The organism is Herpetosiphon llansteffanensis (assembly GCF_003205875.1).
GTDB classification, from domain to species: Bacteria; Chloroflexota; Chloroflexia; order Chloroflexales; family Herpetosiphonaceae; genus Herpetosiphon; species Herpetosiphon llansteffanensis.
The window spans coordinates 38,460-58,987 of sequence record NZ_PUBZ01000097.1; the positions used below are offsets into that span (position 1 = coordinate 38,460).

The 20,528-nt window shown below is 52.7% G+C and carries 19 protein-coding genes; 11 read left to right on the plus strand and 8 right to left on the minus strand.

The window, feature by feature from the left end; genetic code table 11:
• Positions 1-185 precede the first annotated feature (185 nt).
• The 4 genes from purQ to purL all read right to left on the minus strand — a co-directional run bounded on the left by purQ (position 186) and on the right by purL (position 5,756).
• Positions 186-956 carry a phosphoribosylformylglycinamidine synthase I gene (gene purQ, locus C5S61_RS13580; protein ID WP_110515588.1) on the minus strand — a complete coding sequence of 257 codons (771 nt, stop codon included), beginning with the start codon at positions 954-956 and terminating at the stop codon, positions 186-188.
• A gap of 288 nt (positions 957-1,244) precedes the next feature.
• Positions 1,245-1,961, minus strand: a complete 717-nt coding sequence (locus C5S61_RS13585; RefSeq protein ID WP_110515589.1) for a hypothetical protein — start codon at positions 1,959-1,961, stop codon at positions 1,245-1,247.
• Between the two features lie 15 nt (positions 1,962-1,976).
• Positions 1,977-2,810 carry a DUF1444 family protein gene (locus C5S61_RS13590; protein WP_110515590.1) on the minus strand — a complete coding sequence of 278 codons (834 nt, stop codon included), beginning with the start codon at positions 2,808-2,810 and terminating at the stop codon, positions 1,977-1,979.
• A gap of 66 nt (positions 2,811-2,876) precedes the next feature.
• Positions 2,877-5,756: a phosphoribosylformylglycinamidine synthase subunit PurL gene (gene purL / locus C5S61_RS13595; RefSeq protein WP_110515591.1), complete on the minus strand. Its 2,880-nt coding sequence runs from the start codon at positions 5,754-5,756 to the stop codon at positions 2,877-2,879.
• Between the two features lie 477 nt (positions 5,757-6,233).
• Here purL and C5S61_RS13600 point away from each other — a divergent pair, with 477 nt between their 5' ends.
• Together C5S61_RS13600 and C5S61_RS13605 are read left to right on the plus strand one after the other, a co-directional pair.
• Entirely contained in the window at positions 6,234-7,466 is a 1,233-nt protein-coding gene (locus tag C5S61_RS13600; RefSeq protein WP_110515592.1) for a DUF11 domain-containing protein, read from the plus strand.
• 7 nt (positions 7,467-7,473) lie between these two features.
• Positions 7,474-8,514, plus strand: coding sequence for an ABC transporter ATP-binding protein (locus tag C5S61_RS13605; RefSeq protein ID WP_110515593.1), 1,041 nt, complete (start codon positions 7,474-7,476; stop codon positions 8,512-8,514).
• Here C5S61_RS13605 and C5S61_RS26605 read toward each other — a convergent pair.
• Complete coding sequence (locus C5S61_RS26605) at positions 8,489-8,713, minus strand: hypothetical protein (RefSeq protein WP_124033429.1); 225 nt, start codon at positions 8,711-8,713, stop codon at positions 8,489-8,491. The two genes, C5S61_RS13605 and C5S61_RS26605, sit on opposite strands and share 26 nt — an antisense overlap.
• A 275-nt stretch (positions 8,714-8,988) precedes the next feature.
• On the opposite strand from C5S61_RS26605, the gene C5S61_RS13610 reads away from it, so the two are divergent.
• The 4 genes from C5S61_RS13610 (at position 8,989) to C5S61_RS13625 (ending at position 12,605) form a co-directional block, all read left to right on the plus strand.
• Positions 8,989-9,492 (plus strand): cyclic nucleotide-binding domain-containing protein, encoded by a 504-nt coding sequence (locus C5S61_RS13610; protein ID WP_110515594.1) that lies wholly within the window; start codon positions 8,989-8,991, stop codon positions 9,490-9,492.
• A gap of 17 nt (positions 9,493-9,509) precedes the next feature.
• On the plus strand, positions 9,510-10,595 hold the full coding sequence (locus tag C5S61_RS13615; RefSeq protein ID WP_110515595.1) for a hypothetical protein: 1,086 nt from the start codon (positions 9,510-9,512) through the stop codon (positions 10,593-10,595).
• A 76-nt stretch (positions 10,596-10,671) separates the two neighbouring features.
• Positions 10,672-11,643, plus strand: coding sequence for a type I phosphomannose isomerase catalytic subunit (locus C5S61_RS13620; protein WP_110515596.1), 972 nt, complete (start codon positions 10,672-10,674; stop codon positions 11,641-11,643).
• Positions 11,643-12,605, plus strand: coding sequence for a GDP-mannose 4,6-dehydratase (locus C5S61_RS13625; RefSeq protein ID WP_110515597.1), 963 nt, complete (start codon positions 11,643-11,645; stop codon positions 12,603-12,605). The genes C5S61_RS13620 and C5S61_RS13625 overlap by 1 nt, the downstream gene beginning before the upstream one ends.
• 76 nt (positions 12,606-12,681) lie before the next feature.
• Here C5S61_RS13625 and C5S61_RS13630 read toward each other — a convergent pair whose 3' ends face one another.
• Positions 12,682-13,773, minus strand: a complete 1,092-nt coding sequence (locus C5S61_RS13630; RefSeq protein ID WP_110515598.1) for a 6-phosphofructokinase — start codon at positions 13,771-13,773, stop codon at positions 12,682-12,684.
• Between the two features lie 224 nt (positions 13,774-13,997).
• Between C5S61_RS13630 and C5S61_RS13635 the strand changes: the two genes are divergently transcribed.
• Together C5S61_RS13635 and C5S61_RS13640 are read left to right on the plus strand one after the other, a co-directional pair.
• Positions 13,998-14,582: an MBL fold metallo-hydrolase gene (locus C5S61_RS13635; RefSeq protein ID WP_110515599.1), complete on the plus strand. Its 585-nt coding sequence runs from the start codon at positions 13,998-14,000 to the stop codon at positions 14,580-14,582.
• A 333-nt stretch (positions 14,583-14,915) separates the two neighbouring features.
• Positions 14,916-15,542: an MBL fold metallo-hydrolase gene (locus C5S61_RS13640; protein ID WP_110515600.1), complete on the plus strand. Its 627-nt coding sequence runs from the start codon at positions 14,916-14,918 to the stop codon at positions 15,540-15,542.
• Here the strand turns inward: C5S61_RS13640 and C5S61_RS13645 are convergent.
• A complete protein-coding gene (locus C5S61_RS13645; protein WP_110515601.1) occupies positions 15,537-16,088 on the minus strand; it encodes a GNAT family N-acetyltransferase in 552 nt (183 codons plus the stop codon). The genes C5S61_RS13640 and C5S61_RS13645 overlap by 6 nt on opposite strands.
• Positions 16,089-16,193: 105 nt before the next feature.
• On the opposite strand from C5S61_RS13645, the gene rimO reads away from it, so the two are divergent.
• Complete coding sequence (gene rimO, locus C5S61_RS13650; protein ID WP_110515602.1) at positions 16,194-17,606, plus strand: 30S ribosomal protein S12 methylthiotransferase RimO; 1,413 nt, start codon at positions 16,194-16,196, stop codon at positions 17,604-17,606.
• Positions 17,607-17,667: 61 nt separating this feature from the next.
• Here rimO and C5S61_RS13655 read toward each other — a convergent pair whose 3' ends face one another.
• Positions 17,668-18,090, minus strand: a complete 423-nt coding sequence (locus C5S61_RS13655; protein ID WP_110515603.1) for a BlaI/MecI/CopY family transcriptional regulator — start codon at positions 18,088-18,090, stop codon at positions 17,668-17,670.
• A gap of 129 nt (positions 18,091-18,219) precedes the next feature.
• Here C5S61_RS13655 and C5S61_RS13660 point away from each other — a divergent pair, with 129 nt between their 5' ends.
• Positions 18,220-19,239 carry a polyprenyl synthetase family protein gene (locus C5S61_RS13660; RefSeq protein WP_110515604.1) on the plus strand — a complete coding sequence of 340 codons (1,020 nt, stop codon included), beginning with the start codon at positions 18,220-18,222 and terminating at the stop codon, positions 19,237-19,239.
• Positions 19,240-19,330: 91 nt separating this feature from the next.
• Entirely contained in the window at positions 19,331-20,518 is a 1,188-nt protein-coding gene (locus C5S61_RS13665) for a glycosyltransferase family 4 protein (protein WP_110515605.1), read from the plus strand.
• Positions 20,519-20,528 lie beyond the last annotated feature (10 nt).

Here is a 20,528-nt window from a genome sequence, read left to right on the forward strand (position 1 = left end):
AACCGCGTGGTTCTTGCATGATTTGTGGTGAAAACGGGTGCTCCTCCTCGCCCGCGTCCAGTGGGAGAGGGGGCTGGGGGGTGAGGGAACATGGTTGCTAATCTAATGAACTATTGCAGCTACGCTCTAAATTTAATTGCAGCTAAATATGGCGCAATAGCAAAAATCTATTGCGCCATAATGCATTAAACCAAGGCCATTGCCCGCACGCCATTACGGAAAATCGCCATGCCTGGGCCTTCTTTATCGAGGCCGCGTCGTCGCCATTGCGGATGATGTTGGGGCAAGAAGGCGCGGTCTGGGTGCGGCATCAAGCCAAACACATTGCCCGTAGGGTTACAAATGCCGGCAATTCCATGCAATGCGCCATTGGGATTGGCCGGATAGTCCATAGTTGGTTGGTCTGCTTGATCAAGATATTGCACCACAATTTGGTTGTTGGCTTGGAGCTTTTCAAATGTGGCCTGATCGGTGAGGAAGCGACCTTCGCCGTGGCCAACTGGCAAATCGAGCGTGCCACTTAAGCCTTGGGTAAAGATACATGGGCTGGCACTGTTGAGTCCCAATTTGATCCAGCGACATTCATAATTGCCGCTAGCATTATCGATCAAGGTTGCTTGACCAACGTTATCGCTGGGCAAGAGGCCAGTTTTGACCAACACTTGAAAGCCGTTGCAAATGCCAAGCACTGGCCGACCATCGGCCACAAAGCGGCTCAAATCTTCGCGCAAACGATAGATCAAATCGACCGCCAGCATGCGCCCAGCACCCAGATGATCGCCATAGGCAAAACCGCCAGGAATCAGCAACATGCCATAATCGGCCAATTGAACACTGCCCTCGGCCAAGCGATTAACGTGAACCCGCTCGGCTGTAGCTCCCGCTAATTCGAGGGCTTCGGCGGCCTCTGCATCGCAGTTAATCCCCGGTGCGCGCAGCACCAATACCTTTGTCATAATCAAAGTTCCTTATTGTGAAGGTCGATTATTCAAATGTTTATGCTCTAAGTGTAATGGTTCATTGGGTTAACCACAGCTTGATCCCCTCACCCCCACCCCTCTCCCACGCGGCGGGCGAGGGGCTTTAACGCCATGGTTCTCCCCCAAATCCTTCGTACAAAAGAGTCGGCTCCCCCTCGCCCGCGTTTTCGTGGGAGAGGGGGCTGGGGGGTGAGGGAATACGATTGATAACCTAATGAACCATTACATCTCATCTATGTTCTATGCTCTATGTTCTATGTTCTGCTAGCGTTCAATCACATGTTGTTGGCGTGAAGCATGGATGCCAGCGCTGGCCAAATGCACCACCCACAGCACCAAACCTGCAATCACCACCAAGGCTGGCTTGGTAAAATTGCTGCTACTGCCGATCAGCCTTGGCAGCCAGAACGGTGCGCCCAGCACGCCAAAGCAAACCAGCGGCGAGAGCACCGTGGCCGCCAACAAGGTCGGCACGGCAATTTCTGCTGCATAGTAGCGAGTGGCAACCATGGCATAGAACAACAATAATGAGCTTAGCCCTGCAAGAATCGCCATCAACAGATAGAAATTAATGCCCCATGCCCCGACACTTTGGCTATAACGCCACAAACCAGTGCGTGCCGCCAAACCTTGCACAATGATGTGATACAGCACCAAGGCAATATAGGCCACCAACCCAGTCAGATAATGGCGCGTCCACCACTGTTGCTGTTGGCCAAAATACATCAACAACACCGGCAACGCGCCTATCCAACTTGCCGCCAGCAGGCTATAAATCGGTACAGCATTGCCAAAAATGCTGAGCGCCGCAACCTCCGCAGGGTAGGTCAAACTATAGAAACGTTGTAAAATCGGCTCGGCTACAATGGTGCAATGGCCTGCAATCAACACCAGCAAATAGCGGTATGAGCGAAAGCGCAGCCACAATAAAATCGCTACGGCATAACAAATGACCGTAATTCCAATGAAGATTGTTGCCATGCACCAAACCTCGCACTAATTTTTACGTTCGCTCGATGACCAATCGTACTCGTAAATTAAAATTTGGCCTTGTTTGATCGTCCAAAGCTGATCGCTCAAGCCATAATCGAGTTTATAGGCATCTTGGGCAATTTGCAGGGCAATTCGCTGCAAAATTTCGGGGTTGGCATCGCTAAAGCCAATCAGGAAATCGCGGTTGGGAATGCCCAGCACCAAATTACCAGGCAACAAATCGGCCCATTCGCTCAACACATCGGTCAATAAAATGCGCGAAGCATCATAGCCATCGCTGGTTGAATAGATAAACAGCATCTGATTGCCCTCGCCCATCACTTGGGCCATGCCAGGCTTGAGGGTTTTGATCCGCAGGTTATCGACGGCTTTGGTGTAGATGGTGGTTTCGAGCACGCCCCAGGTTTTGAGATGTTCTTCGTTGATGTAGGCCACACTCTCTGGCTCGTCGATCACATAACAAATGATCAAATCGGCCAAAAACGGGCGATACACCAGTTGAGGCAAATTGCGCTCGGCAACTTCCAGCAACATCGTGGCTGGCTTGATCATTGGGTAAATACGATCTTCGAGTTCATCCCAAAGTTCTTGGCCGCGATCTGGGGCGAACGAACGCACCGCTGCTTCAAGCGATTGCAAAATTGATTCGAGTTGGGCTGGCGAGCGGCGATAGGCATTGTAAAAATGTTCTAGCTCCGAAACGACCGCCCGTCCATGCCAGCGAAAGCGAATTTCCATGCCTTCGCGGCTAAGTTCTTCGATGCCGCCAAGTTGCTCTAGGCGTTCCTCGACAACATCGCCAAATTCTTCTTGATCTAAAAGTGGCCGTTCTTCCATAGCCTTGTCCTTATTGTAGGTTAAAAGCCAAAGACCTAGCGTCCAAAACGCTAAGCCTTTGGATTATTACGCTTGCCATGCAGCCTTGAGTGCTGCCAAATCGCTATCGATCAGCGCTTGACCAGCCAGATCGTTGATGATCAAGCGTGGTTCAGCAATTACGTGGCCAATCTTAGCATAGGCAATCGTGCCGAGTTGGGCTTCAAAATTAGCTGCTTGCTCCGGCGCGACTTCCACCAAGAAACGGGTGGCCGATTCGCTCCACAACAAGGCATCAGCGCTCAGGGCGGTTGATGTTGGTACGGCGCTTAATTGCAAGTTCAAGCCAAAACCGCCAGCAAAGGCCATTTCGGCAGCAGCAACGGCTAAGCCACCTTCGCTTAAGTCGTGACAGGCGCGCACGCTGTTGGCGCGAATCGCCGCATGCAGCGCTTTATGCACGCTTGGCGCAGTTGCCAAATTGACTTTGGGCACAGCACCGTTATCAATCCCACCAACCAAAGCGCTGACTGCGCCGCCGCGTTCGTCGTGAGTCAAACCAACCAAATAGATCGCATTGCCAGCGGCTTTGGCATCCATCGAGATCGTTTGCAACACATCGGGAACCAAGGCCATGGCCGAAATCAGCAAGGTTGGCGGAATTGCCACGCGCTTGCCTTCTGCATCGCGATATTCGTTGTTCAACGAATCTTTGCCCGAAATGAAGGGCGTGCGATAGGCCAAGGCTGCATCGTGACAACCAGCCGAGGCGCGCACCAAGCCCGCCAAACGGTCAGGCAATTTGGGGTCGCCCCAGCAGAAGTTATCCAGAATCCAGGTTTGTTCTGGGTCGCCACCAGCAGCCACGATGTTGCGCAAGGCTTCATCAACCGCCGCCAAAGCCATCCAATAGGGGTCGATTTTGCCATAGAGTGGATTCAGGCCACAGCCAAGCACCACGCCTCGGCGCGAATCGACTAATGGTTGCAACACCCCTGCATCGCCTGGGCCATCTTCATCTACGCCAACCAAGGGCTTGAGCACAGTCGCCGCTTGCACTTCGTGGTCGTAGGTGCGCACAATATTTTCGTTGCTGGCCACAATTGGCTGACCCAAGGTTGCCTTGAGCAAGGCATTGTGATCAACATTGGCTGGCGTTGCTGCTGGCGCTGCTGCTGGCTGCCAATCGGCATTCAGCTTAAACTGCACGCCGCCGCTGTGCAAAAACGCCATATCAAGCTCAACTACGGTTAGTTGGTTATGTTTGACGGTTAGCACGCCATCGGCGGTGAAGTGGCCAATCACGGTCGCCTCAACATCTTCGCCACGGCAAAGATCAAGCAAGGTTTGAACGTTCTGCGGCGGCACGGAGACAACCATGCGCTCTTGGGCTTCGGAGATCCAAATTTCCCAAGGTTGCAGGCCAGCATATTTAAGCGGCACATCACGCAATTCAACAACTGCGCCCGTTTCTTCGCCCATTTCGCCAACTGCTGAGGAAAGCCCACCCGCGCCACAATCGGTAATTGCGCTATACAAGCCCAAATCGCGGGCTTGCAACAACACATCGATCACAGTTTTTTCGGTCACGGGATCGCCAATTTGCACCGCAGCACCGACGGTTTCGGCAGTGTCGTGGGTCAATTCCACCGATGAGAAGGTTGCGCCGTGAATCCCATCGCGGCCAGTGCGTCCGCCGATTACGACAATCGCATCGCCTGCTTGCACACCGCGTGGGTGGCTGCCGCGTGGCGCAATGCCCAGCGTGCCACAAAAAACCAACGGATTGGCGGTATAACCATGGTCATACCAAACTGCCCCGTTGACATTCGGGATACCAAGTTTGTTGCCATAATCGCGCACGCCAGCCACCACGCCTTCGCGAATCCGCCGTGGGTGCAGCACACCCTGCGAAAGCTCGCTTTCTGGCAAATCGGGGTAGCCAAAACAAAGCACATCGGTCACGGCGATTGGCTTCGCTGAAACCCCCAACACGTCGCGCACAACCCCGCCAACTCCAGTATTTGCGCCGCCAAACGGCTCGAGCGCTGAAGGGTGATTGTGGGTTTCGACCTTGAAGGAAATTTCATAATTCTCGTCGAAGGCCACGATGCCTGCATTATCGACAAACGCCGAAAGCAACGAGGCATTGCTGACCGCATCGGTGGCACTGCGCAAATAATGGTTGAGCAAGCCATTAATTGTTGCGCCGTTGGCCGCGTTGAGTTCGGCCAAAGCTGGGTGCAAAGCTGGGTCAATCGCGCCATCCGAGCCAGTTTGTTGATAGCTGATTGTGGCGCGGAAGGTTTTGTGGCGGCAGTGTTCTGACCACGTTTGAGCCAGGGTTTCAAGCTCGCCATCGGTCGGATCGCGGCCCAAATCTTCAAAATAATCGCGAACTGCCTGCATTTCGGCCAAACTCAAGGCCAAAATACCTTCACGGCTAATCCGTTCGAGTTCGCTATCGCTGACTCCACGCAAGGCCACGCGGGTAATCGTGGGCGTGTGTGGAGCAGGAAGTTGCAATAAGTGTTGATAAAACTGCAAGCGTTCAGCACTACGAGCTTCAAGCGTTATATAAGCAGTTTCAATCAAATCATTTAAAAGATGTTCACCAGCGTATAGACGCAAAACAGCTTCGTCTTGCACATCGGACACATAGACGCGGCGCAGGGTTTTGGCCTGTTTCAAGCCATTAATCCCAATATGGCGCGCGCCAACTAAAATCGTCTCAGCTTCGTTATCGGTCACGCCTGGGCGAAAGGCAATCTCCACCAATGCTCCAGCTTTAGGCGCAGCAAGCTCAGCGTCGAGCGCTTGCCAAGTAGCAGTATGAGCAACGGGATCATGCAATAATTCGAGGGTCAGGCGTTGGACATCTTCTGAGGAAAGATCGCCAGCGAGAAGGTACAGCCGTTCGTGGTTGTCGGCCTCGCGTGGGCAAACAGTGACCAAATATGCGGACACAATTGACTCCTGTTCGAGTGAACTCGTAGGCTATCGCGATTCTACCCGTCTCACGGATGAATGTCAAAAAGCAGAACATAGAGCAGAGAACATAGAACATAGGATGGTGGGGATTGGCTGATGGGGGTTAACAAGTGGCATTCCCTCACCCCCAGCCCCTCTCCCACTGAACGCGGGCGAGGGGAGCACCTATCTTTCACCACGCCGTGCGGTAAAACCACAGTATTAAAGCCCCTCGCCCGCGCCACGGGAGAGGGGTTGGGGTGAGGGGATCAGGCCGTGGCTAAAAAATACTCATTCGTGGAATTCGTGCAATTCGTGGCTAAAAATAAATCTTCGCGATTTTCGCGGCCTTCGTGGTTTCAAGCCTTCGTGCGCTTCGTGCCCTTCGTGGATCAAACTTTCGCCTCTACAACGCTTGATACGTTCTATGGTAGTATTTAACCACTTTTTAATTTCACGCCAAGGAGCAAATGTATGCTTCGTTCGCGCATGCTTGGATTATTGTTGGCCATTACGACCGCACTTTTTCTGTTGGTAGTCGGAGTTTTGTTTTTTGGTCATTCAGTTCGGCCTGCTGCTGCCCAAAGCAATGGCTTGCGAGTTGAAAAAACCTTGCTCAAAGCGAGCAATGTGGTGATGGTTGGCGAAACCCTGACCTTTGCCATCACCATCACCAACAACTGGCATACCACCGTCATCACCTTGCCAGTCGTCGATACCTACGATCGTTCGGTTTTGGCCTACATCAACGCTACTCCGGCAGAAGATAGCCACAACGCCAGCACTGGCGTAATCAACTGGGATAATATTTTGGCAACGACAGGGCCGCTTGCGCCAGGCGAGCAAGTGGTGATTCTGGTACGCTTCACCGCCGAACACCCCTCACCACGGGTGGTCAACCACGCCGCAACCCACGATGCCTACGATTCATTAGGCAATTTGGTGGGTGATGGCGAGGCCGAACACGATAATGAGGCGGTTGGCGGCAATACGCCACTCGAAAAAACCCTCGATGCAGGTGTGTTACCGCAAGCTGGCCAACGTATCACCTTCACCATTCGGGTGCAAAATGCAGGTTTGGTTGATGTGGTGCGCTTGCCATTGGAAGATACGTTTGATCCAACTGCGTTGCAATTTATCGCCTCGGAGCCAATGCCCGATACGATTGAGCCAGGCAAATTGACTTGGGCCAATCTGCTTACGCCGCCGCGCCCAATGCGCCTGCCACCCAACGAGTTCATCTCAATCACGACAGTTTTCACTGCGCTCAAAGGCATCGAGCAAACCACCAACAGCGCTCGGGTGGTGGGTGCTGGCGATAGCTTTGGCAACAATCTTGCGCCTGCTGCCGATGATGTGCCAATTCGGATTATTGCTGGGCCTGCTACCGCAACGCCAACCCGCACGCCACGCCCAACGCCTGCGGCCACCGCAATTAATCAAGCAACGGCGACCAGTGTGGTGAGCGCCACCGAAGTGGTGATTACGACTCCAACGATTGCAATTAGCAGCACCGCCACGATTGAGGCGATTGCCACGCTTACGCCGGAACAAGGCAGCGGCAGCACCGCCACGCCAACGGTTATTCCCGCTATGTTGCCCGATACCAGCACCGCTGCAAATTCGCCAAGCAATTGGTGGCTTGGTGCGGCGATTCTTGCTATACTACTGCTCGGCATTGGCCTTACTCAACGCAGTCGCGGATAAACAAACTATGTTGCACATGCAAGGCATTCGTAAGCAATTTGAACAAACAAGCGTCTTACGTGAGATTGAATTAACCATCAATCGGAGTGAAATTCTGGCCTTGCTTGGCCCCAGCGGTTGCGGTAAATCTACCCTCTTACGCATTATTGCTGGCCTTGAATCTGCCGATCAAGGCCAGTTGTTGTTGCATGGCCAGCCGCTTAACCCAATTCCGATTCATCGGCGCAATTTTGGCCTGATGTTTCAAGATTGGGCGCTCTTTCCCCATCGCAATGTCAGCGAAAATATTGAATTTGGCTTGCGCATGGAAGGCATGGCCAAAGCCCAGCGCCAACAGCGGGTAGCCGAAATGTTGGAACTGGTGGGTTTGGTGGGCTATCAACGGCGTTCTGTTTTGGAATTATCTGGTGGCGAGCGCCAGCGGGTAGCGTTGGCCCGTTCGTTAGCGCCACGCCCGCAATTATTGATGCTCGATGAACCCTTGGGATCGTTGGATCGAACCTTGCGCGAACGCTTAACCGAGGAACTGCGCCAAATTATCAAAGCTGCTGAGGTGACGGCGATCTATGTGACCCATGATCAAAACGAGGCTTTTGTGGTTGCTGATCGCTTGGCAGTGATGAATGCAGGCCAGATTGTCCAACTTGCAACCCCCCAAGCGATCTATCAGCAGCCCAAAACAGCCTTTGTTGCCCGTTTTCTGAGCCTAACCAATTTGTTGCCAATTGAGCGCCAAACCAGCCTCGGCCCTGAACTACAAGCAGTAGAAACCAATTTAGGCCCATTCCAAATTACAAGCTCGCAAACCAATGCCGCTTATCTATTGATTCGGCCTGAAGCAGCCCAAATCGCCCAAACGGCCAGCCCAAGTTTTCAGGGCATTGTGGTCGAGCAAAGTTTCCGTGGCAGCTATCAACGAATCGATTGGCGCTATCAGCAGGGATTGCTCCAGCTTGATCTGCCAAGTACATATCAATTGAGCCAAGGCCAAACGCTCGACCTAACATTTAATGCCCAGCAACTTAGTCTCGTGCAGAGCGACCACTAACGACGGTTGTTTTGGTTTGTTGCTGTGAGGAAAGCGTGCCAACCGCCGGAATCGGCGTGTCTTTATCGACTAATTGGCTTAATGTTGAACCACAGGCAACACACGTCCACAACAACATCTTTCGGCCACGACTATATTTTTCTGCGCCCCGTTGCTCACCTATGTAGCGACAGGGTGCGTTACAATGAGGACAGTGCACCCTGTGACCTCCTATTTTAGTTGTTTGTACTGTGTCTCTTTAAATCCAATTGTTTGTATGGCTAGCTATAAAGCACAGACTATGCCATAATCGCGCCGCATGATATAGTTCCAGAGTCCCACCAAAATCGGCAGTACGGGGATATTAACATATTTTATTGACGATTTGGAGGGATGACCGACGGTCTCTCAGCATTGTACGCCAAAATTGGGCCAATGTTGCTGATCGCTGCAAGAACCGCTAGAATACAGGCATGAACCTAGTTTGGAGGCCATATGGCACTTCCCTCTGATTCAGCTGAGCAACCAACCCCAGCCGAAATCGCCCAGCGTTTGGCCGATGTTCCGTTATTTGAACAAATGCGGCCCGCTGATCTCGATTTTTTAGCCAATCACGCCCAGATTCAGCAATTCGATCCTGCGGTTGTGCTTTCAGCGCAACAAGCCAGCGAAAACGATCTGTATGTGGTGATTCGCGGGCATTTGGAAGTTTGGCTCGATCCCAAAACGATTGGGTCGGAAGGGCCAGAGCGCAAATTGGCAACTTTATTTGCCGATGAAATTGCCGGCGAATTGGCGCTAGTCGATGGCGGGGTGCGTTCGGCTAGCCTCCAAGCAGGCGATGCAGGCGTGCGGGTGATTTGCATCTCGCAGGCTGCGATTCTGAATCATTGTGAGCACGATCCAATTTTTGGCTATCGTTTGATGCGCAATTTAGCTGCAATGCTGGCCTTACGCGCCCGCCTGACAACATTAAGTGTCCAAACAAGCCAACCATAGTTGAGGGGGATTGACGTATGCACCGTTGGCGGTTCGCCTTTGGGCTAGGCTTGATGATCATCTGTATCAGTGTGGCAAGTTGGCGCTGGCAGCCAGTTGCCGCCCAAAATCCCGAAGATGATAATCCGCCTGCAGTTGAACAACCGCTTTGTTTTTCAACAACCAGCTTTTGTATCAACGGGGCATTTCGGCGCTATTGGGAGACCAACGGCGGTCTGAGTCAATTCGGCTATCCAATTACTGCTGAAATTCGCGAAACAACCAGCAATGGTATTTTTACGGCACAATATTTTGAGCGTGCTCGCTTTGAATATCATCCTGAGCATGCGCGCCAATTCGAAGTCGAGCTTGGCCGCTTAGGTGCAGAGCTGTATCTTGTGCGCCACGAACGAGAAAGCGCGCGGGCTGGTTGTCGCTATTTCGAGCGCACTGGTTTTAATGTTTGTGAGCCGTTTCGCACCAAATGGGAAACGGTTGGCACAACGCCAGGTGCAACCAGCCTCGAAATTTTTGGCTTGCCAATTAGCCCACTCTTGGTTGGGCGTGATCCGACGGGCAATCCAATTTCGTTTCAATGGTTTGAGCGCGGGCGCATGGAATTGCATCAAAGCAATTTAATTGTTTTAGGCTTGGTTGGGGTCGAGTATCGCAATCGCGAGCAACCACCACGGCCAACCGCTACGCCGATTGTTCCAGTCTCACCCACGCCCGAGCCAATTCAAGCAACCGCAATTCCAACGGCAGTCTTGCCAATTCCGATCAATGTGCCATTCCCCGATCGGCCTTGCCATATCAATGTGCCAGCGCCAGTCGAAGGCATTCAAGCCTGGGCGACGTTGCCCGTGGTCAGCCCGCCAGAAGATGAAGTTGTTTGTGTGCGCTTGATTGTCAATGGCGAGGCTGCGCACCCAGCGTTTGTCAATATCTACCGCTATATTGGCAACGAACGCATTCCAGGCACGGGCCATACAACTGGGCTTGATGGCACTGCCAGTTTTGTGTTCCATGTGCGCGATCTGCCAATTGGCACGATTCCGGTTGAAGTCGTTGCGACGTTTGAAGGCCGCGAATATCGCACTTGGACAAGTTTTATTCATCGCTAGCATTATCACGATTGATCTCAGGAGCGGCGCTGGGGTGATCCTCAGCGTCGTTGCGATCTCGAAGAAGTATTAAATTATGGAAGCCAAAACTTTACCACCTCTCCAACTTGAAGCCCGCTACGATAGCCGTGTTTGGGGCGGCAATCGCTTGGCTCAATGGCTGAATTTGCCCGCTGCCCCAAGCCCACTCGGCGAAATTTGGCTGGTCTATGCAGAAAATCGCATTGCTGATGGCCCGTTGCAAGGCCAAACTTTGGCCGCTGTGGCCGAGCAATACGGTGCATTGTTGCTTGGCAGTGTCTCATTTGAGCGCTCAGGCAGCCAGTTTCCGCTGTTGGCCAAATTTATCGATGCCGCTGATCATCTGTCGGTGCAAGTGCATCCCGACGATGCGTATGCTCACACGGTGGAGGCCGCGACTGGCTTCAATGGCAAAACCGAAGCCTGGTATTTGCTGCAAACCGAAGTCAACGCTCAGTTGATTCATGGCTTTAAGCGGGCAACCAGCCGCGAAGAATGTAGCGAATTGATTGCAGCCGAGCGTTTGCCAGAACTGTTGCGCACTGTGCCAGCCCACGCTGGAACCACAATTTTTGTGCCTGCTGGTACGATCCACGCAATTAATGCTGGCGTGATGCTGTTTGAAATTCAGCAAACTTCCGATCTGACCTATCGGATTTACGATTATGGCCGACCACGTGAAATGCACATCGAACGGGCGCTTGATGTGCTGGATTATCGCGCTGCTGAGCTAGCCGAAACGCCACCAACCCAGATTGATTCGCGCCGCACCCTGTTGGTTAAATGCCGCTACTTTGCCATGGAGCGTTGGCAATTGCATGGTCGGGCCGATTCGGCGACCCTGCCCACCAGCTTTGAAATTATTACCGTGATCGATGGCTCAGCCACCTTGCGTTCATTCCACGGCGTTTGGGAGCTAACGCTGGGCACAACCTTGGTTTTGCCAGCAAGCTTGGGCGCATACACCTACGAAGTTGCCAACTCAGTGACCTTGCTGCGCTGTTACGTACCTACTGAGGAACTCTGATGCGTGTTTTAATTACTGGCATTACTGGGCCAGTTGGTAGTTTTCTGGCCGATTATTTATTAACCTTGCCCGAGCTTGAAATTCATGCGCTCAAGCGTTGGCGCTCCGATCCACGGCCAATTGAGCATTTGCAGGGCAAAATAACCTTGCACGAAGGCGATATTGAAGATAGCTTTTCGATGGCAACCCTGATGCGGCGCGTTCAGCCAGATCGGGTGTTTCACCTTGCGGCGCAAAGCTACCCCAGCGCCTCGTGGGATGCGCCAGTCACCACCTTGCGCGCCAACACCGAAGGCACATTGAATATTTTAGAGGCCTTGCGCACCAACGCACCGCAAGCTCGGTTGCACATTGCCTGCACCAGTGCTCAATATGGCATCGTCAACCCCGCCGATGTGCCAATTAAAGAGAGCCATCCGTTGCGCCCGGGCAGCCCCTATGGCGTGAGCAAAGCCGCTGCCGAAATGTTGGGCTTGCAATATCATCAATCCTATGGCTTGCATGTGGTTGTCACCCGCTCGTTCAATCACGTCGGCCCACGCCAAGGCGATCGTTGCTCGATTCAGACTTTTTGCCAGCAAATGGCGGCCATCGAAGCTGGCCACAGCGAGCCAGTGATGCACGTTGGTAACTTGGAGCCACAGCGCGATTTTAGCCATTTTAGCGATGTGGCGCGGGCCTTGTGGTTGCTGCTCGAAAAAGCGCCAGCGGGCGAGGTCTATAATCTTTGTTCGGGCGTGGCGACGCGCATCGGCGACATTGTTGATTTGGTGCAGCGCTTTGGCCGCGTGCCAATCGAAGTTAAGCTCGATCCAAGTCGTTTGCGGCCTGTCGATGAGCCAATTTTGCAGGGCGATAATAGCAAGTTGCGCCAAGCCACTGGCTGGGAGCCACACATCGGCATGGAGCAAATTGTCCAAGAAGTGCTCGATTTTTGGCGCGCCCGCTACGGCATTTTGTAGAGTAAGCTTCTCTCACCCCAACCCCTCGCCTGCACCACGGGCGAGGGGCTTTTTGTTTTGTGGCTCTGCCCAAGATTTATTGATTAATTCGTTGCTCTTCATCGCCAAAAACGACTCCCAACGAGCGGGCTGTGCGTACCATTTGGCCATCAACTGGCACTGGCTTGATTTTGTTGGCACATTCGAGCAATGGCACGGTAATCAATTGATCGTTCTGAATCGCCACTAACTGACCAAAGCGCCCTTGCGAGATGGCCCAAACCGCGCCAACCCCATAGCGCGAGGCCAAAATGCGGTCGATTGGCGTTGGCGAGCCGCCGCGTTGAATATGGCCCAACACCACTGCCCGCGTATCTTTGTCGGTCAAGGCAGCTAATTGGTTGGCAACGTAATAGCCAATTCCGCCAAGCAAGCCTTCGCGTTGGTAAATTGCCTCGCCACCTGAAGGCATCGCGCCTTCAGCCACAATAATGATGCTGAACGACGAGCCAACCGCATCACGTTCGTTAATTTTGTGGGCCAAGGCGCGCAAATCAAACGGAATTTCAGGAATCAAAATCGCATCAACACCGCCAGCCAAGCCAGCATGCAAGGCGATCCAGCCTGCGTGGCGACCCATCACTTCAAGCACCATCACGCGGTCGTGACTCTCGGCGGTGGTGTGCAGGCGATCCAAGGCATCGGTCGCAACCCCAATTGCGGTATCAAAGCCGAAGGTTTGGTCGGTGCCAACCAAATCGTTATCGATAGTTTTGGGCACGCCAACCACGGGCAAGCCAAAATTACCCAAATCGTGGGCGATCGATTGGCTACCTTCGCCACCCAACACAACGACTGCATCGATCCCTTCGGCCTTGGCATTGGCCACAAATTCTTGATACGCTGCATCGTTGCGCACCAACTCGCCTTGGGCATTTTTACGCCAGCCAAAATTGCCTTTGTTGGTGCTGCCCAAAATTGTACCGCCGCGCCCAAGCAAACCGCGCACTTCTTTCAAACCCAAGGGCCGCAGGCGGGGCTTGCCAACCAAGCCTTCAAAGCCATCTTCAATCCCAACTACTTCCCAGCCATGTTCAATAACTGCCGATTTTACAAAAGCTCGAATAACCCCGTTTAAGCCGGGGGCATCGCCACCACTGGTCAAAATTGCAACTTTGCGAATGGCCATGGCTCAACTCCTTAATATCTATATCTGCATTCACATCAAGCACGATTAATTATGGCTATCCTAGCACTATCAGGTTCGCTCTGGCAAGGAATATTCATACGACCCATGGTTATGGTTTTGTTACCGATTAAATCAATCTCGCGGCGGTCAGCACAAGCGTTTGGATGCGCTACCATGGGGACGTGAGTGTGGTGAGTAACCTTACTAGAGCGGAACATTCAACTATGACATCCACGATTATCAACGTTGGCTACGATGAAACCAATTATTACCTGATTGGAGCGACTGAGGGTTTTTTGATGCTCGATGTTGGTTGGCCTGGAACTTTGGCCAAATTACTTGCCCAACTCAAACGCCAAGCTATCGCATTAACGACAATTCGCTATCTGCTGGTCACCCATTATCATCCCGATCACGCAGGCTTAGTGCAGGAACTCAAGGCCCACGGCGTGCAATTGGTGGTGATCGAACAGCAACGGTCGGCGATTCCGATTCTCAAAACCTATATCAAGCCACACTACCAGTACCAAGAAATTACCTTTGATCAAACGATCGTGTTGCGGGTTGAGGCAACCCGCCAATGGTTGGCCTCAATTGGCATCGCTGGCGAGATTATCCTTACGCCCGGCCATTCCGATGATAGCGTCAGCTTGATTTTGGATAACGGCATCGCTTTTATCGGCGATTTGCATCCCTATGCCAGCCATACAGAAGACCCAGCCTTGATTGAACAAAGCTGGCAGGAATTGCAAAAACGCGGCGTAACCTTGGTTTATCCCGGTCATGGCGGCTGTCGTCCATTGTTCTAAATGTATTGGTTTATTGGGTTAGCAACCGGCGTATTCCCGCAATCCAACCCCATCCAAGGCTTGGTTTCGGCTGAATACCACGCATCCGCAGGTTCATCAATGGATGCGGTTTGGCCGCCGATTGTCCTTGAGGGGGTGCAGGGGGATTAAAGCCCCCTGCGTCTCCCGCTGGCGGGACGGAAGGGTGGAAAAGCGCCATGATGGTTAATGTAATGAACCATTACATCTAAACCAATTTGCACCAAATGAACGACCGTAAATAAGCCCGATGGCCGAGTTAATCAGCGAATCCTTGAGTTAATCTAGATTCAAATATTGGATGGAGGCACGCGAATGCCGTTTGGAATTCTCAATGTTGGCTACGATTCAACCAATTATTATCTGGTTGGCTCGACCTTTGGCTTTTTGTTGATCGACGCTGGTTGGCCTGGCACATGGGGCAAATTGATGGCGGTGCTCAAACGTAATGATGTTGATTTGGATCAAATTCATTCAATGTTGATCACCCACTATCATCCCGACCACGCGGGCTTGGTGCAAGAACTCAAAGCCAAAGGAATTGAGTTGATTGTTGTCGAAGAACAGCAACCAGCTATTCCCTTGCTCAAAAGCTTGATCAAGCCCGAACACAACTATCAGCCCATTACCGCCGACAACACGCGTGTGATCAGCACCGCCCAAAGTCGCGAATGGTTGGCTTCGCTGGCGATGGCTGGCGAGATTATCCACACGCCTGGCCATTCTGCCGATAGCATTAGTTTGGTGCTCGATCAGGGCATTGCCTTCACAGGCGATTTACAACCATATGCCGCCGATGATGAAGGACAAGCCTCGGTCGAACGTAGTTTTCAGGCTTTGCGCGAGCGTGGCGTTGAATGGATGTACCCCGGCCATGGCCCGATGCGACCGCTGATTTACGTCAGCCAACAGGTCAAACTTTGCCCCGACGACCCGTCATAGCCCAATCTCCGTGAGGTCGTAGCTGAAAAATAATGCAATCTCACGCGGATCAAGTGTTGCAGGATCATACAATTGCAAATCAATGCCACACCAACGGAACCCGACTGTACGATAAAACTCAATTGCTGCTGGATTGGTCGTTTGAGTTTCGAGCCAGACACAACGAGCCGATAATTGCCGCGCTGCTTCAATCGCTGCCGTGAGCAATTGTCGGCCTAAGCCTTGGCCACGATAACCCCGAGCAACATAACAATGCTCAAGCACTGCCCGCCGATTCCACTGCTGATAATCCAGCGCCGCCAAACCAACCACTTGGCCTTGATCCTCGGCAACCAATACCCAAGCCTGCTGCGCCAAACGCTCGCAATCTTCACGCAGATCATAGCGTTTTTCAAATGGCTGGGCTAATTCGCGCAAAACCAACTCAATGCTTAACCCAGTTTGCTGCACCTGATAGATTGTCGTGGTGCTAAACCCTGTGTCGAGTGCCCAAATCGCTGCCTGATCGTCGGGCCAATTCAGTGGCCGCAAGCGTAATTCGTGCATAAAGCCTCCAATTCTGCGTATTTCACTGAAACTTGCTGGTACAATAGACACATCGATCTTAACTATTTATCAACGAGGCTGTGCCTCATCGAGTTTATACAACACATGAAGTTTCATATCATTACTTTAGGTTGTCCGAAAAATACCGTCGATAGCGAAGGCATGCATGGCATTCTGACGCGCGAAGGCCACACCGCCGTTGATAGCAGCGCTGGCGCAGATGTGGTAATTGTCAATACCTGTTCGTTTATCAACGCCGCCCGCGAAGAAACCGTTGGCGTGTTGCAAGAGCTGGCCAACAACAAAGCACCAGGCCAAAAATTAATTGCTGCTGGCTGTATGGCCGAAAGCCATGGCGATGTGCTGCGTTCGCGCGTGCCCATGCTCGATGCCACCCTCAGCACCAAAGAATGGATGCGGATTGGCTCGGTTGTGGCTAGTGGCGCTGCGCCAACAAGCAAAACCACCGGCTTTGGCATTCCCTTGATGGGCGGCGCACCAACTGCTATCCCCACAATGGGGCTGAATCTGAGCCTCACGCCGTCATCGACCGGCGATAGCCTTGGCGCGTATGGCGATTGGCGCACGACCGCCATCAAACGCAACAAACGCGGCCCCTCGGCCTATCTCAAAATTTCCGATGGCTGTAATTTGCGCTGTGCTTTCTGTACGATTCCTTCGTTCAAAGGCGATATGCGCTCGAAAGCGGTTGGCTCGATTTTAGGCGAAGCCCGCGAGTTGGTCGAGGCCGGGGTGCAAGAAATTATCTTGGTCGCCCAACACCTCACCGATTATGGCCGCGATTTGGGCATGAAACACAATGGGCTTGGCGTTTTGCTCGAAGAATTGGCCAACGTTGTGCCCGCCGATCGCTGGATTCGGCTGATGTATGCCTATCCACAATCGGTTACGCCTGATTTGGTTGAAACCATGGCGCGGCTGCCCCAATTGTGTCACTATGTTGATATGCCGTTGCAGCATGCTCACCCAGATACTTTGCGCCGCATGCGCCGCCCACCTGATACCGACAAAACCAAGGCGATTGTCCATTCGTTGCGCCAAGCCATGCCCGATTTGTCGTTGCGCACCACGTTTATCGTGGGCTATCCTGGCGAAACCCGCGACGAATTCAAAGCCTTGCTCGAATTTCTCGAAGAAATGCAATTCGATCGCGTGGGTATGTTCCGCTATTCATTAGAGCCAGGCACGGTTGCAGGCGAATTGCCCGACCAAGTTGCCGAGCGGGTCAAAGAACGGCGCTGGAACGAAGCCATGGCCGTGCAGCAAGTGATCTCACGCGCACGTACCGCCCGCTTCGTTGGCCAAACCATGAAGGTTCTGGTCGAAGGCACTGGTACCGATGACGATGGCCGGGAGATTGTGGTTGGGCGTTCGTATCGCGATGCGCCCGAAGTTGATGGCTTAGTGTTTGGCTATGGCGCTGCCGAAGTTGGCCAATTTGCCAATGTTTCAATCAACAAAGCCACCGATTACGACCTTTGGGGCGAAATCGTCTAGTTTTCACAGAACAATAAAAAGCCCCTCTCCCGTTGTGGGAGAGGGGTTGCAGTGAGGGAATTTAGACCCGTGCATAGCGATTTTGGGCATCGCGGCTGAGTTGCTTGAGTTGGGTTGGGTCGTTGCGAGCCAAATAATCAACCACATAGCTCAGGGTCATATCTGGATAATCATCGAGCAAGCCATCGAGCACTTGTTGCACAACCATTTGCACAAACTCATCTTGGCTCAATTCAGGGCTGTAAACGTAGGCCAAGCCATCGCGGGTGCGGTGCAAAATACCTTTTTCGGCCAAGCGGCTCATCGTGGTCATCACCGTGGTGTAGGCAATATCGCGGCGATGTTGCAACGAACGATGAATTTGCTTAACTGTGCCTTGATTTTCTTTCCATAACAATTCCATAATTTCGGTTTCCAACGGGCCAAGCACCTTGACCAAGCCATCTTGGGTCGGGCTGAAACGAAAGCGCATTTTCAAACTCATCATCGGCTCCTTATTTTTTAGCGAGATTGTGGTGCAACGGGTTGTTCTTAGCTGCTTTGAGTGTACGCCCTTGCAAGAATTGGTGCTAGAGCTGAAGATTACAAAGACATTACGTAGTACGAGGTTACTATGAAACAAATTTCTGATGAATCGATTCGCCAAGCAATGCAACGTGCCTTCCCAGCTGCCGATGCTCGGGTCAAGCTGTTTTATGAGATGCAGGAATATCATCTCGGCTGGCGCGATGCGCAGCTTGAGCCAACCCACGCCGATCGTGGCAAGTTGTTGCGTCCACGCTTTTGCTTGCTGGCTTGTGCCGCAGTTGGTGGCAACCCAGAGCAAGCAGAGCCATTGGCTGCCGCGATTCAGCTCTTGCATGATTTTTCGTTAATCCACGACGATATTGAGGATCATAGCCCAACCCGCCGTGGCCGCGAAACGGTCTGGAAATTGTGGGATGTGCCGCAAGCGATTAATGTTGGCGATGGTATGTTTACCCTCGCTCAGCTTTCGCTGTTTCGCTTATCCGACGTTGGAGTCGAAGCCCCAGTTGTGGTTGAAATTGCTCGCCGCTTCAATCAAACGATTATTCGTTTGTGCGAAGGCCAATATCTCGATATGTCGTTTGAGCAGCGCCTCGACATTAGCGAAGGCGATTATTTGGCGATGATCAGCCGCAAAACTGCTGCATTAATTGCTGCTGCTGCTGGTTTGGGGGCAATTTTAGGCAATGCCAATCGCGAACAAGCCTCGGCCTTGTATAATTGGGGCGAAGCGCTTGGTTTGGCCTTCCAAATCGAAGACGATATGCTGGGCATTTGGGGCGCAGAAGCGGTTACTGGCAAGCCCGATGCTCACGATATTTGGGGCCGCAAAAAGAGCTTGCCAATTATCCATGCTTTGGCCCACGCCGACGCAGACGATGGCAAAACGCTGGCGGCAATCTACCAAAAAAGCGAGCTTGAAGCCAACGATATTCCAACCGTGTTGGCGATTTTAGAGCGCACTGGCTCGCAAGGCTATACTGCTGGCGTGGCCAAGTTCTATCACGAGCAAGCCTTGGCAGCCTTGGCCGATTTACAAGGCGAGGCCGAGCCAATTGCCGAGTTGCATGGCTTGACCAAGCAATTATTGGGACGAGTGAAATAGTTGGGCTAACGGCAAGGCTGGTCTAGCCCAGCAATCTGCTAACCAAGGAGTAAGGGTTGGGCTGCGGCCTTGCTGCTAGCCACCGATCATTATGATGCGAATTTTGTTGCTCACAGCCGAATATCTGCCCCAACCTGGGGGCGTAGGCGATTACACTGCCAAACTGGCCGAAGCCTTGACGGCAATCGGCTGCCACGTTTGTGTATTAACTGCTGGCGAAGGCCCAGAACAAAGCGAACCTTGGCTGGTTTGGCGGCGGGTGCGCGGTTGGGGTCGCAAGCTCCATCAAGATGTGCGCAATGCTGCCAAGCAGTTCGAGGCCGATATTGTGCATATTCAATATCAAACTGGCGCATATGCCATGAAACCGGCAGTTAATTTGCTGCCTGCCGCACTCTCGCAGCCAACCGTGGTTACCTTGCACGATTTGCGTATGCCCTATTTGGCTCCCAAAGTTGCTCCATTGCGCCGCTATGTTACCCGCTTGTTGATTGAAAATGCCAATGCGGTGGTGGTTACCAATGCAGAGGATGAATCACGCCTCGCTGGCGATGCGCCCAGCAGTAATCCCGATATTTATACCTTGACCCAGCCATTGGAGCCGCCCGCCCATTTGATTCCGATTGGCGCGAATATCGAAGTTGCGCCCTTGGCCGATCGCGAGCAACTACGCCAACAATTGGGCGCAAACGCCGAAACCGTGCTTTTAGGCTATTTTGGCTTGCTCAATAGCACCAAAGGCGTGCATACGATCGTTGAATCATTGCAATATTTGCCTGCCACAACTCGTTTGGTAATTATCGGCGGTGGCACAGGCTCGCCAGAAGACGAAGCCTACGCCGAGCAATTACGCGCCACGATCAGCCGCCTCGAACTCGACCAACGCATCCATTGGACGGGCTATTTGAGTGCAAGCGAGGTTTCGCGCACGTTGCAAGCCTTGGATTGCGCCGCCCTGCCATTTAGCGATGGCGCATCGTATCGGCGTGGCAGTTTGTTGGCAATGTTGGCCCATGGCGTGCCGACCATTACCACGCCGCCGCATGTGCCGATCGATCCTTCGTTGCGCCATGAACGCGATGTGCTGTTGGTCGAGTCAGAGGATGCGATTAATCTGGCCTTGGCAGTCGAGCAACTTGCCGCCAACCCTGAATTGCGCCAACAGCTGAGCCAAGCAGGCAAACGCATCGCTAGTTCATTCCGCTGGGAAACGATTGCCCAATTGCATCAGACGCTCTATCAACAGTTGCTTGAAAACCAACCAATCAACCAGGAGTAGGGGTTGGGGG